Genomic DNA, 17,321 nt, shown 5'->3' on the forward strand with positions numbered 1-17,321 from the left:
AGCTTTTTGTATTTTGGTATGATGAGTAGAAACTATAAATTTCATAACAAGTCAGGATTGTATTTTGTAAGCTTTGCTACGGTGTACTGGATTGATGTTTTCACTAGAGAAAAGTACTTAGTGATTTTGGCTAACAGTATTGATTATTGTAGAAAAGAAAAAATATGGAGGTTTATGCCTATTGTTTTATGCCAAGTCACATTCATTTAGTTTTTCGTTCAGGTAATGAAGATCCATCTGGTTTAATTAGAGATTTTAAGAAGTATACTTCGAAGAAGGTAATACAAGCAATAGAAGATAATCCACAAGAAAGCAGGAAAGAATGGCTATTATGGATGTTTGAAAAGGCTGGTAGAAACAATGCTACGATAACTAATAGACAATTCTGGCAACAACATAACAAACCAATTGAGTTATGGAGTGATAAAGTGATTCAGCAGAAAATAGATTATGTCCATAATAATCCGGTAGAGTCAGGTTTTGTAACAGATCCAGTAGATTACAAATATAGTAGTGCTAGAAATTATCAGGATGATAAGACTATTCTTGAAATTGATAGTGATGGATACTTATTAGGATTAAAAAAGTAAGGACGCCACTAGTCGAAGACTAGCGGGAGCGAAGGGAGTTGTCTGCAATTCTAAATCATTTATCATTGAAATATAGAAAATATATATCCATATTTTTAGGACTGTTCTCAATCTTGTCTCTTGTAGCTTTTACGTTGGTGTCAACTAATAATAAGGACGAAGAAACGGTATTGGTTTTATTAACTTTGTGTATTTTATTATTAATTATACTCTGTGTTGTTTTAGGAATTATTTTTGGAATCCAAACTATTATAAAGGGTAATAAAGTACTAGGAATTTTAGGGCTCTTAAGCTGTTTGATAACACCTCTAATTATTATTCTCGCCATCGCAGCAAGTTCAAAAGATATTTTGAAACTTCTAACAAACTAATTTATACCCAAATCCTCTCACATTAATAATTTGGATGGTATCGTCTTGTTTTAGTTTTTTTCTAAGTTTGGTAATAAATACGTCCATGCTCCTGCCATTAAAGAAATCATCATCACCCCAAAGTTTCTTAAGAATCATAGAACGATCCAACACTTGGTTTTTGTTTTTTACCAAATGAAATAATAAATGTGCTTCTCTATGCGTAAGTGGATACGATGTATCTTCGTAAGTCAGTATCTGTTTTGGAAAATCAAAAATATATTTTCCAATGGTTAATGCTTCAGCACTTTGTTGTGTTTTAGTTCTGTGTAGTAGATTATTAATTCTAACAATCAGCTCTTCCATACTAAAAGGCTTTTTGAGATAATCATTTCCGCCAATCGTAAAACCTTCTACTACGTCTTGTGTTTGGGATTTGGCTGTTAGAAATATGATCGGGATGATGTCGTCTTCTAATCGGATTTCTTTGGCCAATGTAAAACCATCTTTTTTAGGCATCATCACATCCAGCACCAATAGTTTTGGGCTAACGGATTTGTATAGAGCAAGTGCTTCTTCTCCATTTTGCGCAAGATGTACTTTAAAATTTCTGGTTTCCAGACTTTCTTTGATAATTTGCCCCAAAGAAGGCTCATCTTCAGCCAGTACGATGTCAATAATTTCAGCCATTAGGTAAAGTGATTTTAAAATTAGTTCGTTCTTGCTCGAGCAATAATTCTATAGTTCCTCCGTGTTTTTCAATAATGGTCTTGGTGTAAAATAATCCAATACCAAATCCTTTTACATCGTGCGTGTTCCCTTTGGGTACACGATAAAACTTCTCAAAGATCTTATCTTTTTGGGCTTTTGTTAATGAGGTTCCATTATCTATTACCTCAAGAATAATCGTAGATTTTATATTTTTTAAATTGACTTCAATAGTGTCACCACCATATTTGATAGCGTTGTCCACGATATTGTTGATGGCGTTTTCAAAATGAAATGGATCAACTTTTTTCCAAATAGTATCGTGTATACCAGTAAATACTATCTGTTTGCTAGGAGAATTGGTCTGGTGCTTTTTGGTGATGCTGTCAATAAGATTTACTAGATTTATTTTTTCTATATTAAGTTGTAATTCTTCACTATCCAGCGTTGCGGTTTCCAGAATCTTTTCTACCATCGTATTTAATTTTTCCAATTGATTGGAAGACATTTGTACGTATTTTTTGGTTTTTTCAGGATCATTTTCCTGATTAAAATTTTGGATAGCTTCTAATGCCGCACTGATGGTTGCAATAGGAGTTTTAAACTCGTGTGTAATATTACTAATGAGATCATTTTTTAGCTCGGCTAATTGTTTTTGATGATTGATGATTTTTAATAAAAAAAGCAAACAGGCAATTACGGTTCCTGCCAATAAGAAAGATAATAGTATACCTAATAAATTCTTTTTAAAAATAATAAGTTTTTCATTAGTAAAGTAAAGTTCGAGCTTGCTGGATTTAGGAAGATAAGCCGACTTAGACGCAGTATATAAAGAGGCTGATGCAATTACATCGTCGTATAGAGTTTTAACGGGGAGTCTTTCGGGATCAAGTTTCAGTCCGTATGTTACGTTCACCTTTTTACGTAATAGTTCTTCTCTAAGTAATGTATCTATTTTTTGAAGTCCAATGGAGTCTTGTGTAAGAGAAACAATGATTTTAGAAGTGAGTGTCTTGAAAACATCCTGAACAGAGTCTTTACTCTTTAATAAAATAAAGTTTCTGGAAAAGCGTAGTGATTTTGTGTCTCTTAAAGTAAGATTTTCAATATGGCGACAAGTTTCTAAAGAATCTAAATCCGAGTAGGACGTATCTATTTTAAAACGTATAGAATCTAACCTTGTAAAGTTATTATTTGAGATATCGATCTTTTGTATGAGGCTATCCAATCTAAGAGTCTTATTGATCTGGTTGGCAGAATCATTAGTGATAAAACTTATGGTGTTTTCCTCAGCCAATTCGGTAAAATATTGATCTACGGCATTATCCAGGCTGATCTGTACCTCATTAATCAATTGCTGCTTGCCGGATTGGTAGTTGATGTAGTTCCAATATATCTGTATGCCGATAGTGACAATAATTACAAAGCCAATAAAGTATAATATCGTTTTGTAGTTTCTTTTCTTCATAATTCAAAAGTAAGGTACTTATTTTAGATAAAAACTATCGCTTAACACTCGTTAACACTGGTTAACGGTTTGGTTCATATTTACTCTTCATCTTTGTGAAAGAATAATTTCATCGAACAAAAATTTTTCAATAACAAAAAGATACAATTATGATAAGATTAATAGTGTTATTCATTCTACTCATTGCTGAAAACATCGTTGCACAGGATTTTCAAGGGATTGCTACCTACCAGACGAATAGAAAATTAGATATTCAGTTAGACAGTACACAAGTAAATTCTGAAATGCAAAAACAGATTCATGAAATGATGAAAAAACAATTTCAGAAAGAGTATACATTACAATTTAATAAAACCGAATCTGTGTATAAAGAAGAAGAACGTTTAGGAACCCCGCAGCCGGCAACGGGAGTGAGAGTAATGGTTGCAGGATCCGGAGCCTCGGATATCTTATATAAAAATAATAAAGAAGAACGATTTGTTGCACAACGGGATATGTTGGGGAAACTATTTTTGGTCAAAGATTCACTTACGAAGTTTAACTGGAAATTAGAAAATGAAACCAAAAAAATAGGAAACTACACTTGTTACAAAGCCACTGCCAAAAGAATGGTGCAGCAGCAACGAAATATTTCGTTCAATGAAGCTGAAGAAGATCTCAAAACAGAAGAGGTAGAAATCCCCATTACAGCTTGGTATACTACAGAAATTCCAATTAATAATGGCCCTTCTGTTTTTTGGGGATTACCCGGATTAATTTTGGAGGTTAATGATGGACAACAAAGTATGCTATGCAATAAAATAGTACTGAATCCGAAGAAAAAGGTAGAGATTACGGCTCCAACCAAAGGCAAAGTCGTTTCAGAGACTAAATTCGAAGAGATTTTACAGAAAAAATTGAAGGAGATGCACGACAGAAGACCACATCGAGATGGTGGAAATAGTATGCAAATAAGAATAGGAGGATAATCAACACTCATCAATCAAAAAGCGAATCAGATATTTCATATTAGGTAGTTTTTTAAGATATAATTAACCTTCGTTGGTTAAACCGCAGACGGATACTTAAGTCTAAAAAATTTAAAACTACCTAACATGAAAACAATAATCACGTGGGTAAGTATACTTACCACCATTTTAGCAACAGCACAGGATTTTCAAGGGAAAGCCTATTATTTCAGTAAAACAGGTATGGATATGGATTTTGGAAGACGACAAATGTCTGAGGACCAGAAAAAAGCGATTGCAGATCGAATGAAATCTGCTTTAGAAAAAACGTTTATACTCACTTTTAATAAAAGCGCAGCTACGTACAAAGAAGAAGCACAATTAGACGCATCTGACGGAGGTGGAAGATGGGGAGCCATGCTTTCCGGTTTTACATCTAACAATTACTATAAAAATATCAAAGAAGGTCAATACTGTGATCAACGCGAATTTTATGGTAAAAACTTTTTGATCAAAGACGCATTAGTAACATACAATTGGACCTTAGTAAATGAAACAAAGAAAATAGGAAACTATACTTGTTTTAAGGCAACCACCACCAAAAATGTAAATGAACTTATGGATTGGAGAGCGATGAGAAGGAAAGCCAGAGAACAAAGAGAACAAAGAGAAAACGGTGTAGATAATCAAGCAAATAACCAAAATCTCCAGAATGGATCCGAAACATCAAACGAAATAGAGGTAATTGCCTGGTATACTCCCGAGATTCCGGTAAATCAAGGTCCGGGATCTTATTGGGGATTACCGGGTTTGATTCTAGAGATTCAGGAAGGAAGAACTACCGTGTTGTGTAATAAGATAGTGCTAAATACTAAAGAAAAAGAAGAAATTAAAGCACCCACTAAAGGAAAAGAAGTGTCTCAAAAGGAATTTGATGATATCACAAAAGAGAAAGTAGAAGAAATGATCGAGCAGTTTAGCACACAACGAAGAGAAAGAGGTAGTCTGGGCAGAGGACGCAGGAATTAGTACTTGTATTAAAATTATAGGTAGTTAAGTATAATAGGATTTCAATGTCACACTGAGCTGTCACCCTGAGCCCTTCGACAAGCTATTAGTTTAGTATTCTATATTTATAGGAAGTTTAATCGTATTAAATTTCTGAAAAACCAGAAGGAAAAGGTGAACTATTTCGACTCTTAGACTTCGAGATCTATCCTGAGCATTAGTCCTTTCCCTTCTTAGGTTTTGGTACCATTTAGAATGTTAAGCTTAAGACTTATTAATAGCGTTAGTACACAGACCTTTTGGCTTTTCAGGTTTTTAATAGCTAAATTAAAGTTATGAAAAAACTTATTGTAGGGATCGATATCTCTAAAGATACTTTAGATTTTTGTATACTAGTGGCTTGTGATGTGCAGATCAAAGACAAAGGTGTTTTAAGCAATGAACGGAAAAGTATTATAAAGTGGCTCAGTCAATTTGAAAAACATCAAGTCATTTTTACTCTGGAACATACGGGGCATTATGGTTCGATCTTAGTCCATTGTTTAAGCGAGCTAGGGTTTACTTTTTATTTGATCAATCCCTTGGAATTGAAAAAATCATTAGGTATTCAAAGAGGCAAAAGTGATTCAAAGGATGCCTATCGTATTGCTGAATATGCTGTCACCAACAAACACAAGTTGACTCCTTTTAATCTACCTACCGAAAACCTAAGCAAACTAAAAGCCCTTATGACAGCTAGAGAGCGTTATGTAAAGATATCCGTACAGATTCAAAACAGTCTGAAGGCCAATACGATATTGAACGAGTCGGTTGATGTAAGAATGCTAATCAGGGAAGAGAAAAAGCAGTATAAGTCTATTGAGAAAAGTATCAAAAAGATTGAAGCTGAGATGCTGAAATTGATCAATCAGGATAAAAGCCTAAAGGATAGCTATAGAAAGATTACAAGGATAACTGGTGTGGGTCCGATAATTGCTATGAAGTGTATCGTGGAAACAGAAAACTTTATCAAGTTTCAAAACGCTAGAAAGTTCAGCTGTCACTGTGGTCTTGCGCCTTTTCCTTATAAGTCAGGAAGCAGTATAAGAGGGAAAACCAAAACCCATTTTTTAAGAGATAAATCATTAAAAGCAATGTTGACTAAAGGAGCCATTAGTGCAATACAACACGATCCACAGATCAAAGCATATTACAAAAGAAAGATTGCTGAAGGCAAACATCATATGAGTGTGAAAAATGCAGTAGCAAACAAATTAGTACTTAGAATTTTTGCAGTAGCCAAAAGAAATGAGCCTTTTGTAAAATTGGTAGCATAAAAATTTGCTTTTGTCTTAGAATGCTCAGGACAAGCCTGTCGATGTGTTGTCAAAGTGTTGTTATAGTGTAATGAAAATAAAGACTTTATTGGTCTTCTACTGGCTTAGAGACTCAGTATAAAAGTCAAATAATGACAATGTCATAAATCAATCAAAAAAATGAACAAAATAGTACTGTTTGCCATATTATTGGCCGGAATCACTATGTCTGCACAAAACGTTCAGATTAGCGGATTTGTCAAAGATTCTTTAGGTAGTTCACTGGAAATGGCAAACGTCATTGCATATAAACAAGCAGACAATGCTATGGCCGCTTATGGAATTACTAATAATCAGGGGAAATACAAAATTTCGGTTCCTGCGAATGAAACCTATATTCTCAAAGTTAGTTTTATTGGTCTTACAACTGATGATAAAACAGTGGTTATATCCACCACCAATATCACTGCGGATTTCGAAATGAGATCAGAAGAGAACAGTCTGGATGAAGTAGAAATTGTATATGAAATGCCTGTGGTGGTTAAGGGAGACACCCTTGTCTATAATACAGATTCATTTACCACCGGAAGTGAAAAAAAACTTGGAGATGTGTTAGAAAAACTACCCGGAATCGAAGTCAATGAGGATGGCGAAATAGAAGTAGAAGGGAAAACAGTTTCTAAAGTAATGGTAGAAGGAAAAGATTTTTTTGACGGAGATTCTAAACTAGCCACCAAAAATATACCCGCGGATGCTTTGGATAAAGTAGAAGTATTGAGAAATTATGAAGATGTGGGGCAAATGCGTGGTTTACGTAATAACCAAGATCAAGTAGCGATTAATATCAAACTAAAAGAAGGAAAAAAGAACTTTTGGTTTGGCGAAATAACTGCAGGAGCAGGTGTAGGAGAAACAGAACGATATTTAATAAAACCAAAGCTTTTTTATTACAGTCCAAAGTATAGTATTAATATCCTTACAGATTTTAATGATATTGGAGAGGTGCCTTTTACCAGAAGGGATTACTTCAATTTTACAGGTGGTTTTAGAAACTTAAATAGAGGAGGTACATCTTTTAATATTACCACAGATGACTTGGCTTTTGCCGTATTACAAAATGACCGTGCCAATGAGATTAACACCAAATTTGGAGCAGCTAATTTTAGTCTGTTTGCCAACAAGAAATTAGACATAAGCGGGTATGGAATTGTGAGTAATACTAAAACAGATCTGATCACCACTACCCGAAGAACCTATATCGATGATACACCAGATCCAGCAGACAATACGATAGAAGAGACTTTTGATAATACACAACAGCAAAGTACTTTAGGGTTGTTAAAAATGAGTGCAAGTTATAGGCCTAATAATGATTTTCGATTAGACTACGATGTATTTGGAAAACTGTCGACACAAGAAGAGGATGATACATTTCTTTCGGTAAGAGGAGATATTTCTGAAGACATTAACGAAAGATTAGAGAACACGCCTTTTTCGATCCAACAGAACCTAAATGCGTATTATACCCTAGACGCTAAAAACATCTTTTCTTTGGAAGCGCAACACCTATTCCAAGAAGAGGATCCTTTTTACAATGCTATTAGATCAGAAATCCCTTTTAGAGGTGTTTTTACGCAAATTAATGATCCCAATGATCCTGATGCAGATACTTATGATCCTTTAGAAGAATCAGAACGATATAATATCAATCAACAAAAAAATGTACAAACTAGTAAATTGGATGTAAAACTGGATTATTACTATGTGTTGAATAAAAAAAGTAACCTAAATTTTACATTGGGATCAACATTGAGCACTCAAAATTTTGATTCCGAGATTTTTCAAATTTTGGATACCGGAAACCGGAATAACTTTGAGACAGACGAATTTAACAATGATGTAACCTATAATTTTAGGGATCTATACGCAGGATTACATTACAAATTCATCACAGGTGTTTTTACATTCAATCCAGGGATTAGCATTCATAATTATGACCTTAGAGATGAACAATTAGGAACCACCATCAACCGGAACGAATGGCTGGTATTGCCTGATTTCTTTGCATTGGTTCAGTTTAAAAAAAGCGAGAGCCTTCGATTTAATTATTCGATTACTACCAATTATACGGATGTCAATAATCTTGTAGCAGGGTATGTATTTAATAACTATAATTCTTTATCGCAGGGAAATCGAAACCTGGAGAATGCATTATATGATAACTATTCCCTAAACTATTTTAGTTTTAATATGTTTAATTACACCAACATTTTTGCAAGAATAACTTACTCCAATAGACGTAATCCTATAAAAAACACGAGCATAGTTACCGGCATTAATAGGGTAAATACACCAATCAATTCTAATTTAGCGGATCAGGTACTTTCGGTAAATGGAAATTTCACAAGAACTTTTGGAAAGATCAAAGGAAATTTATCTGCAAATGTAAGTTGGTCCAGCTTTAACAATATTGTAAACACATTGCCAAGTGAGAGTATAAGTCTTACACAGACATACCAAACAGAATGGTCTACAAATTTTAAAAAAGGCCCAAATTTTGACCTGGGTTATAGTATCACTGTTAATAATTATGACAATAATGGTGCAGAGAGCACTTTTTATACTAGCCGTCCATTTGCAAGATTAGATTGGGCTTTTGCCAAGGGATTTTTTCTAAAATCCTCCTATAGTTATTATAACTACAGTGACGCGAGTACTACCTTAAATGAATATAGTTTTTGGGATGCAGAAGTATTTTATCAAAAACCGGACAGTAAATGGGAATATAAGTTTTCGGTCACAAATCTCCTGAATACCGAAAGTATCAATCGGGATAGTTTTAACGAACTTTTCAATACTACTTCGAGCTATGTTGTACAACCTCGATTTTGGATATTGAGTGTCAAGTATAATTTATAGAAATGTTTGCCAATTTGGACCTATTTTTCGTGCAATTCTAAACAATATTAATTTTAAACCTAGATTAAAAAATCTCCTCAAAATAAGGAGTTTTATAGATAATACCTTTCGATAAGGTAAGCTTTTTTTAACCAAATAATATCATCAAAAAACATATTTGTTATGAGTTCAAAATTTTATACCGTAATTCTTTTTTTAGTAGTTTCAACTTTTGGGTTTTCTCAGGCCGTTACAACCGTTTCCAGCGAATATGGATTTAAAAATAAAGACCTGCAAGGGTTTATTAATTTCGAGAATATTTTTTTAGAGAAGCTAATTTTTGAAGGAAAAAACATAAAAGACAAATCATATATCGTTGAAATTATTGAATATAATCACGGCAAGGAAACTTCAAGAAATATACTTTTTGACGGTACAGAAACCGATTATTTTAAAATAAACACTGAAAAAGAAACACTAAGTTTCTATATAAAGCTGAGAGATGGAAAGCTTAAAGTACAAATGCACGGCAAAGGATTCAGGAGTAAAAAAATGTATTATAATCTATACAATGAAGCTGATACTTATGCACTCAAAGACTTTTTGGGGAGTAATTCAAAAGTAAACATAGATATAGAAAAAGAAAATCCTGTACTGGCAATAATAACTCCTACGGTGCACGAGAACGGTTTTTCTTCTTATTGCGAGGTGGCACAATCCGAGGTTCCTACTCATAAATTAGGAGTTCATTTTAAAATTCCTCATTATTTTATCATTAATATCCGGTTTAAAGGATAGAAATCTAAGTGTGTTAAATCGTCTGGTATAGTGTTTCTATATCTCGAAGCCTTCTCTTTGAGCCTTATGACGCCAAATCGGCAGGTATCCAGAATAGAGTTTGAGATGGCCAGATAATGTGGTATTGTTTTCCATCTAATTGTAAACAATACTGATCAGAGAGTCACACGATTAGATAACTTATCGTCATAAGGTTTTCGCTATTTGCATATGAGGTAAAAAATAAAATTCTCTCATTTCAGTAAAAAACTTTTTCTAAGAATATGTTAATCTTTTACAGAATTAGAAATTGTTTTGGTTTTAGATTATCTTTAAACAAAAAGTAACTTGATGTTTAGGGATAGTATACTACTACTTTTGTTGATCGCGTTAGGTTCGTGTAATTCTACAACGCAAAAAAAAAGTTTAGTAAGTCAAAACAAAGGATGGCAAATTATATATAGCAATGACGAGAAAGGAAACCCCTTATCAGGCGATATAGAGGATTTGAAAAAAGCAGTTCGCCAAGGCTGTGAAATAAGAGTCGGTTGGGGAGTATACAGTGAGTACAAAAAGGACGGGCTTACCGGAGTTTTTGCGGTCGAACATGCAGCAGAAGGTCAGTTTTTAACTATTAATAAAGGTCACGTATATGCCCAGTTATCCAGAATTATGGGGCAAGCACCATCCAGAGAACAGCATCACATAAACCTTGTAAAAACTCATTACTGGAATGCTGTTTTAGGAACTACAGGTGAACTTACACAAGTGTATTTGGATCATTCTGAAGTAGATAAAAGTGATGAATTTAGTGATAATGTTAAGGTTGTGTGGTATATAAATTCCAACGATTGTGATTATGCAAATAGCGATAATCAAGCCTTGTTTCAAAAATAATAGTAAATGAAAAGAATAGCATTCGGTTTTCTCGTGGTTTTGACTTTGATATCTTGTAATCAAAATGAGAAAGATTCGTCTAAAACAAAAAACGAATCAGAACCTATGCAAACAGTATTACAGCAAGGAATTATCACTAAAGAAAGTACAAAAAGCTTTGAAGAAACTTATAATAAGCTCATTGAAGTCATTAACAATAATCCAAATTTGAAAATTGTTGCAGAATTGGATCATCAGGCAAACGCCGCTTCTGTTGGTCTGGATTTACGCCCCACTAGAATTGTGATGTTTGGGAATCCCAAACTTGGGACTCCTTTAATGCAGAATTCACAAAGCACTGGATTAGATCTTCCTCAGAAAATTATGGTTTGGCAAGATGTAGAAAATATCGTGAGAGTTTCTTATAACAATCCAGACTATTTACAGCAGCGCCACAGAATCACTGAAAATCAGGAAGTTTTACATAAAATTGGTGCAGCTTTAGGTAAAATCACATCGGTTGCGTGTGGACAATAAGTCTCCATGTATCTTACTCTTTTAGTTTTTTATAACGTTAAAAATCAGTATCTTATAGTGGTCTAATCAATACATGTTTCGTTATGCCAACTATAAAGTCATTAAATAAATGGGCTAATGCCCATACATATTATCCATTAGATCTTCTTAGAATTGCATTAGGGGTGTTCTTATTTTTAAAAGGCATCAACTTCATTAGCAATAGTCAGATATTAGTAGACTTACTTAAACCCGTTCAGAATCTTGCAGGTGGTATGATCGTCATTCATTATGTTGCTCCTGCACACTTAATTGGTGGTATTCTAATTGCTTTCGGTTTATTGACTCGCTGGTCGGTGGCTGCACAATTACCACTGTTAATCGGGGCAATTGTTATCAATTTTGTCGGAGAAATGAACGTGGCCAATTTGGTTATTGCCAGTGTGGTGTTTTTACTATGTGTTTTCTTTTTGTTTTACGGTTCAGGAAAGCATTCTGTAGATTACTATTTGAAGATGCAGCAATAAGGGGAGTTGTTTTTACTCCGAGCGAGTTTGGTAATATGAAATTAACGAAAACAAAAATCCAGAATCAATTCTGGATTTTTACTTTGATAGGTCCACCACTTGAAACATAGCTACCGCCTATTTCATCGATATTTACATTTAACTCTTCACTGGTGCTGATTTGGTTGAGATCTACTTTAAGCTTATCATACGTGCTAATGCTTTTTATGTTTACATCAATTTCATTAGAAGTGTCCAACTTTACGGTGATTGTTCCGTCTTCGTTAACAGGAACTAATCCATAGTTTGATAAGGTAGTAGTTGAACCTTCAGCATACGCTTTCGGAATGATATCAATGTCTTTTAGCACGATAATGCTTAGACAAACAGCAATAATAGTCAATACAGATTTGGTGTATGTATCAGTTTTCATAACAAGATGTTTTTAAGTTTTGAAAAGATATCAAAAATTACGCCTATTCTTTAACAAATGAAATAATGTGAATAATGTTAAAAAATTTTTGTTGTTGGAGTGCCAAATCATTGATTCTGTATATCGAAAACAAAGAAAATTTATAGTTCAAAATGTTTCTCGATACGATCCAGATTGTAATCGGTATAACTCGAAGTAACTTAAATCCTTTAACACTATTCACATCTGATATAACAGTTATATTACCACGAAGGTCTATCTGCTTTTCGCAATCCTGCATCACCAGAAATAATCATTTTTGAAGATGCGTTCATATTGTCTTTTCCACTTTTATTAGAGTCATACTCTTTTTTAGCTAACCAGAATTTGGTAAAGTAGGCTTCTGCACAATCGCTTTTACCTAGAACCGTACTAAAGATTTTACATTTAGGTTCAAACTTTGTTGTTTTCGAATCAGCTACAATCAAGGAATGCATCACCGTTCTGGAAGAAGCCGTGTCAGAGTTCCTAATCGCCGTATCAAAACGCTCTCCATCATTCCATTCCCTGATGAACTTGTTGGCTTGATTAGGCATAAAGTTGATAAACTTGGCTCCACACACAGCTTTGGCACCGGCGTTGATGAAATTGTTATTCAGTGTAGACCCATTGCAATTTACCATATATACCATACGTAATGGAAATTTACCACCTGCATATTTTCCGGTAGCAAGACTTTGGATATCATTGTTGGTGATTACTTCTCCGTCATCCAGTGTGACTTTTTCATAAGTCCCGTGACTATGGATGATAACATCAATAAAATATCCATTATCTGCTAGCTCGGTTAATTTTTCAAGAAACTTTTTCTTTGTAGTATCTTTAACGTGTTCACTTGGTTTTGGAAAGGAGGTGTATACTTTTTTCATTAACACACTTTTGTCATAGCCTTCAAAACCTAAACTATAGTTGTTATGAGCATTCTGAACTAAGTTGTAGAATTTGCTATCATCAAAAGACACCAAAGTAAGCGAAGCCGATTTTTTAGGTGTATTGAGGCCTGTGGTGTTTGTAGAGCCTTCTATTTCTACCTCATAATATAACGTAACGTTTAGTCGTCCATCTACCAGATGTACGGAGTTACTCCCTTCTTTCCAGTTATTAGAATTCTTTAAAATAACAGAAAAGTCATCATACTCATCTTTTCCGTTAAATCCTTTGTCTGAGTCTCCTACATATCCACTAACTTTAATAGTTTCGTTGTCTTTTACATCCAGTTCTTTACATTTATTTAGTTGGATAGTCGCCTTGTCTTTTACTTTTTTCGGATTACTTTTTGATCTACTAATCAATGATTTTCCATTGACTTTAAAACTGTAATACAATTCTCCGTTTGTTTCGTGTGATGGATCCCCGTTGTCCGTCACATACAATTTGTCAAATGTGATTTTGATTTTCATAATGTTTAGAATTAAAATATTATTATTTGATTTGATACTCTTTTTGTATCTCGATTTCAAAAGCAATATTAGAAGGAATCAGGAGGATGGAATTGTAGTATATTTTCAAAAGGTTGCAGTATCCTTTCTATGATCAAAAATAGCATGTGTTATTGTTGCAAATCAGAAAATGAATTGTCTTTGAAACAAGTGTTTGCAAGGGTTTTAGTAGTGCATTAAGAATACTCAATCTTCTTTAAAAAAGATGAAAACAATCTTTGTTATAGGTTATTTAATACATAAAAAGAAGCTGTCTAAAAAGCGTAAACAATCTAAAATTGTCAGACTGAGCATTCTAAGACAAAAGCAAATTTTTATGCTACCAATTTTACAAAAGGCTCATTTCTTTTGGCTACTGCAAAAATTCTAAGTACTAATTTGTTTGCTACTGCATTTTTCACACTCATATGATGTTTGCCTTCAGCAATCTTTCTTTTGTAATATGCTTTGATCTGTGGATCGTGTTGTATTGCACTAATGGCTCCTTTAGTCAACATTGCTTTTAATGATTTATCTCTTAAAAAATGGGTTTTGGTTTTCCCTCTTATACTGCTTCCTGACTTATAAGGAAAAGGCGCAAGACCACAGTGACAGCTGAACTTTCTAGCGTTTTGAAACTTGATAAAGTTTTCTGTTTCCACGATACACTTCATAGCAATTATCGGACCCACACCAGTTATCCTTGTAATCTTTCTATAGCTATCCTTTAGGCTTTTATCCTGATTGATCAATTTCAGCATCTCAGCTTCAATCTTTTTGATACTTTTCTCAATAGACTTATACTGCTTTTTCTCTTCCCTGATTAGCATTCTTACATCAACCGACTCGTTCAATATCGTATTGGCCTTCAGACTGTTTTGAATCTGTACGGATATCTTTACATAACGCTCTCTAGCTGTCATAAGGGCTTTTAGTTTGCTTAGGTTTTCGGTAGGTAGATTAAAAGGAGTCAACTTGTGTTTGTTGGTGACAGCATATTCAGCAATACGATAGGCATCCTTTGAATCACTTTTGCCTCTTTGAATACCTAATGATTTTTTCAATTCCAAGGGATTGATCAAATAAAAAGTAAACCCTAGCTCGCTTAAACAATGGACTAAGATCGAACCATAATGCCCCGTATGTTCCAGAGTAAAAATGACTTGATGTTTTTCAAATTGACTGAGCCACTTTATAATACTTTTCCGTTCATTGCTTAAAACACCTTTGTCTTTGATCTGCACATCACAAGCCACTAGTATACAAAAATCTAAAGTATCTTTAGAGATATCGATCCCTACAATAAGTTTTTTCATAACTTTAATTTAGCTATTAAAAACCTGAAAAGCCAAAAGGTCTGTGTACTAACGCTATTAATAAGTCTTAAGCTTAACATTCTAAATGGTACCAAAACCTAAGAAGGGAAAGGACTAATGCTCAGGATAGATCTCGAAGTCTAAGAGTCGAAATAGTTCACCTTTTCCTTCTGGTTTTTCAGAAATTTAATACGATTAAACTTCCTATAAATATAGAATACTAAACTAATAGCCTGTCGAAGACATTTTGAAAAGCAAAAAGTTAAAAACTTCGACAAGCTCAGTTTGACATAGTAAAGTTGCTTTTTAGACAGCCTCTTAAAATATTTCCGGAGAGTTTTATTAATAACTATTTAATGATTTAATACCAAAGTTTACTCTAATAATTCCTTTTCCGTCTCTAAATTCTAAATAATTATCATCATTTATACTACCCGCAGATGAAGCGTAATTAGGAAGGTCATAGATATAAATTTTCTTTGTTTTCACTCCCAGATGGTCTGATTTCAATGCTTCTTTTTCGGATAAGTCTCCTTTGATTTCTATGTAAGACGCTTTATCGTCGATTTCAGTAAGCTTATCAAACGTCAATACTTTTTTGGATTTGATCCTTTCTTTTTCGCCTTCACCAAGTTTTACTGCTTCTTTCTTTCCTTCGTTCCAGGCGGTTGCGCCTCCCGGTGGATTTGAATAACTTCCAGAAGTTTTATTCTTCATTTTTGTATATGCCTTAACGGTCACTTTACCATACACATTCAGGTTTTTGTTTTTATTCTTTTTAACCACTTCAATATTTTGAATTTCTACTTCATATTTTCCTGTATATGGAACACATACTTGTAGGGGATAAGATGTAGAAGACAATACACTGGTTAAAGCTCCGGATCCGGCAGAAGTAAATTGATAAATAATCGGACTACCCGGATTATTAAGTGGATGATATTCTGAATTGTCAGAAATATAACTGGTTAACTGGGATAAATCCGAAATTAAAGTACCTGCAGATTGCGATCCACCACCCAAAATATACAATTGGATATTAGATTCACTAACCGTTTTTTCGTACTCTGCCTGAAATTCTGCACTTACTCTTTCTCCAAAGGTAGCATTGAGCATTGCAGAAATTTCCTGTTCTGAAGAACTGGATTCTATGGTGAGTAAAACTAATCTTCCCCACGCAATAGATGAAACATAAATATCTTTGTCGTTTGCCGCTCTGTCTTTAAAAAATTTACTTTTATCTATTGGCGAAACTGATTCGGTATAGAATACTTGTTTAAATACCGCCATATAATTTTTGTTTGTGGTAGTAAAATTAAAATCTGAAGCCCCTGCTATGTTAACTGACCCGATCTGTGCTTCTGCTCCAAAATGGAGTTTTAATTGCTCACTAGAGTTTACCTCGAATAGATCAAATTGCATTTGCGTACCGGGATTCTGAACGATTTCTTGATTTTTTAACGAAACCGTCGCCTGATGAACTTTGTGCTTACTCGGGTTTTGTATGGTTTTGTAATTCTCACCGGCATATCCAAAACTATTAGAGATGGTGATAGGTCTTCTATCTTCTGTGTTATTAGAATAAACACCTCTGTTTAAATCGTCTAGGTTCATTGCCGCACCCAACCATATACTGGATAATGGACTTAGGATGTATTGATCTGCATTTTCTACACTTTCTTCAACATATTTTGTAGTACAGATCAAATCATTTATCACCTCTTCTTTGGTTTCTGGCAGGTTAGATGTAGTAGTTTTGGCTTGTGCAGCACGTTTTTTATTAGATTTTTGTACCACATATTTTACCTCCGTGTTGTCTCTTTTAAATTTGGCAATGGTTTTATCCTTGAGCTGGGTTTGCTGAGGTCTTTTTTTAATAATGTCTTTTACCGGTTTTTTAGTTACGGCTTCTTTTTGCGGTTTTTGAGGAGATCTACCACTCCTTCCTGTTGTTGTTTTTACTTTTGGTCGGGTTTTACGGGCTGCTGTTTTTCTTTTACCTGTTTTTTCTCCTTGTTTTCCCTTTGGATCTTTTTTTTCAATTGTTTTCATGATTTTGTATGTTTAGATGAATACTGTTTTATGAGATCGTATTTCGTTCTCGAAACAATATTAATCTGAACCTTACTAAATGAATGGAAGTATCTCTTCATAGATTTGAAGTATCATTGCGCTG

Annotated in this window: 14 protein-coding genes and 1 pseudogene; 9 read left to right on the forward strand and 6 right to left on the reverse strand. The window is 34.0% G+C overall.

Features of this window, described 5'->3' with window-relative positions:
- Positions 1-21: 21 nt before the first annotated feature.
- Positions 22-590: pseudogene (locus ACE94K_RS07545) on the forward strand (transposase).
- 359 nt (positions 591-949) lie between these two features.
- Here the strand turns inward: ACE94K_RS07545 and ACE94K_RS07550 are convergent.
- Entirely contained in the window at positions 950-1,630 is a 681-nt protein-coding gene (locus ACE94K_RS07550; RefSeq protein ID WP_378182244.1) for a response regulator transcription factor, read from the reverse strand.
- The gene (locus ACE94K_RS07555) at positions 1,623-3,116 is read right to left on the reverse strand and encodes a sensor histidine kinase (RefSeq protein WP_378182247.1); all 1,494 of its coding nucleotides are present in this window, start codon (positions 3,114-3,116) and stop codon (positions 1,623-1,625) included. The genes ACE94K_RS07550 and ACE94K_RS07555 overlap by 8 nt, the downstream gene beginning before the upstream one ends.
- Positions 3,117-3,265: 149 nt before the next feature.
- Here ACE94K_RS07555 and ACE94K_RS07560 point away from each other — a divergent pair, with 149 nt between their 5' ends.
- The 8 genes from ACE94K_RS07560 to ACE94K_RS07595 all read left to right on the forward strand — a co-directional run bounded on the left by ACE94K_RS07560 (position 3,266) and on the right by ACE94K_RS07595 (position 11,960).
- Entirely contained in the window at positions 3,266-4,084 is an 819-nt protein-coding gene (locus tag ACE94K_RS07560) for a GLPGLI family protein (protein WP_378182249.1), read from the forward strand.
- Positions 4,085-4,210: 126 nt separating this feature from the next.
- The gene (locus ACE94K_RS07565; protein ID WP_378182252.1) at positions 4,211-5,092 is read left to right on the forward strand and encodes a GLPGLI family protein; all 882 of its coding nucleotides are present in this window, start codon (positions 4,211-4,213) and stop codon (positions 5,090-5,092) included.
- Positions 5,093-5,406: 314 nt separating this feature from the next.
- The gene (locus ACE94K_RS07570) at positions 5,407-6,387 is read left to right on the forward strand and encodes an IS110 family transposase (protein ID WP_378174882.1); all 981 of its coding nucleotides are present in this window, start codon (positions 5,407-5,409) and stop codon (positions 6,385-6,387) included.
- A 159-nt stretch (positions 6,388-6,546) separates the two neighbouring features.
- Positions 6,547-9,285 (forward strand): carboxypeptidase-like regulatory domain-containing protein, encoded by a 2,739-nt coding sequence (locus ACE94K_RS07575; protein WP_378182255.1) that lies wholly within the window; start codon positions 6,547-6,549, stop codon positions 9,283-9,285.
- A gap of 162 nt (positions 9,286-9,447) precedes the next feature.
- On the forward strand, positions 9,448-10,062 hold the full coding sequence (locus ACE94K_RS07580) for a hypothetical protein (protein WP_378182258.1): 615 nt from the start codon (positions 9,448-9,450) through the stop codon (positions 10,060-10,062).
- 330 nt (positions 10,063-10,392) lie between these two features.
- Positions 10,393-10,938 (forward strand): hypothetical protein, encoded by a 546-nt coding sequence (locus ACE94K_RS07585; RefSeq protein WP_378182261.1) that lies wholly within the window; start codon positions 10,393-10,395, stop codon positions 10,936-10,938.
- A gap of 6 nt (positions 10,939-10,944) precedes the next feature.
- Positions 10,945-11,454 carry a DUF302 domain-containing protein gene (locus tag ACE94K_RS07590; RefSeq protein ID WP_378182264.1) on the forward strand — a complete coding sequence of 170 codons (510 nt, stop codon included), beginning with the start codon at positions 10,945-10,947 and terminating at the stop codon, positions 11,452-11,454.
- An 83-nt stretch (positions 11,455-11,537) separates the two neighbouring features.
- Entirely contained in the window at positions 11,538-11,960 is a 423-nt protein-coding gene (locus ACE94K_RS07595; protein ID WP_378182267.1) for a DoxX family protein, read from the forward strand.
- A gap of 64 nt (positions 11,961-12,024) precedes the next feature.
- On the opposite strand, the gene ACE94K_RS07600 is transcribed toward ACE94K_RS07595, so the two are convergent.
- From ACE94K_RS07600 to ACE94K_RS07615, 4 genes are all read right to left on the reverse strand, one after another.
- A complete protein-coding gene (locus ACE94K_RS07600; RefSeq protein ID WP_378182270.1) occupies positions 12,025-12,372 on the reverse strand; it encodes a hypothetical protein in 348 nt (115 codons plus the stop codon).
- 242 nt (positions 12,373-12,614) lie between these two features.
- Positions 12,615-13,811, reverse strand: coding sequence for a hypothetical protein (locus tag ACE94K_RS07605; protein ID WP_378182273.1), 1,197 nt, complete (start codon positions 13,809-13,811; stop codon positions 12,615-12,617).
- A 353-nt stretch (positions 13,812-14,164) separates the two neighbouring features.
- Positions 14,165-15,145 carry an IS110 family transposase gene (locus tag ACE94K_RS07610; RefSeq protein WP_378174882.1) on the reverse strand — a complete coding sequence of 327 codons (981 nt, stop codon included), beginning with the start codon at positions 15,143-15,145 and terminating at the stop codon, positions 14,165-14,167.
- A gap of 342 nt (positions 15,146-15,487) precedes the next feature.
- The gene (locus ACE94K_RS07615; RefSeq protein ID WP_378182276.1) at positions 15,488-17,197 is read right to left on the reverse strand and encodes a thiol-activated cytolysin family protein; all 1,710 of its coding nucleotides are present in this window, start codon (positions 17,195-17,197) and stop codon (positions 15,488-15,490) included.
- Between the last annotated feature and the right edge of the window lie 124 nt (positions 17,198-17,321).

Origin of the sequence: Aquimarina besae, assembly GCF_042434905.1 — a bacterium.
Classification (GTDB): Bacteria; Bacteroidota; Bacteroidia; order Flavobacteriales; family Flavobacteriaceae; genus Aquimarina.

Bases quoted from the DNA above. Each gene is read 5' to 3' on its own strand.
- ACE94K_RS07550 (WP_378182244.1), bottom strand. From the start codon at position 1,630: ATGGCTGAAATTATTGACATCGTACTGGCTGAAGATGAGCCTTCTTTG.
- ACE94K_RS07555 (WP_378182247.1), bottom strand. From the start codon at position 3,116: ATGAAGAAAAGAAACTACAAAACGATATTATACTTTATTGGCTTTGTA.
- ACE94K_RS07560 (WP_378182249.1), top strand. From the start codon at position 3,266: ATGATAAGATTAATAGTGTTATTCATTCTACTCATTGCTGAAAACATC.
- ACE94K_RS07565 (WP_378182252.1), top strand. From the start codon at position 4,211: ATGAAAACAATAATCACGTGGGTAAGTATACTTACCACCATTTTAGCA.
- ACE94K_RS07570 (WP_378174882.1), top strand. From the start codon at position 5,407: ATGAAAAAACTTATTGTAGGGATCGATATCTCTAAAGATACTTTAGAT.
- ACE94K_RS07575 (WP_378182255.1), top strand. From the start codon at position 6,547: ATGAACAAAATAGTACTGTTTGCCATATTATTGGCCGGAATCACTATG.
- ACE94K_RS07580 (WP_378182258.1), top strand. From the start codon at position 9,448: ATGAGTTCAAAATTTTATACCGTAATTCTTTTTTTAGTAGTTTCAACT.
- ACE94K_RS07585 (WP_378182261.1), top strand. From the start codon at position 10,393: ATGTTTAGGGATAGTATACTACTACTTTTGTTGATCGCGTTAGGTTCG.
- ACE94K_RS07590 (WP_378182264.1), top strand. From the start codon at position 10,945: ATGAAAAGAATAGCATTCGGTTTTCTCGTGGTTTTGACTTTGATATCT.
- ACE94K_RS07595 (WP_378182267.1), top strand. From the start codon at position 11,538: ATGCCAACTATAAAGTCATTAAATAAATGGGCTAATGCCCATACATAT.
- ACE94K_RS07600 (WP_378182270.1), bottom strand. From the start codon at position 12,372: ATGAAAACTGATACATACACCAAATCTGTATTGACTATTATTGCTGTT.
- ACE94K_RS07605 (WP_378182273.1), bottom strand. From the start codon at position 13,811: ATGAAAATCAAAATCACATTTGACAAATTGTATGTGACGGACAACGGG.
- ACE94K_RS07610 (WP_378174882.1), bottom strand. From the start codon at position 15,145: ATGAAAAAACTTATTGTAGGGATCGATATCTCTAAAGATACTTTAGAT.
- ACE94K_RS07615 (WP_378182276.1), bottom strand. From the start codon at position 17,197: ATGAAAACAATTGAAAAAAAAGATCCAAAGGGAAAACAAGGAGAAAAA.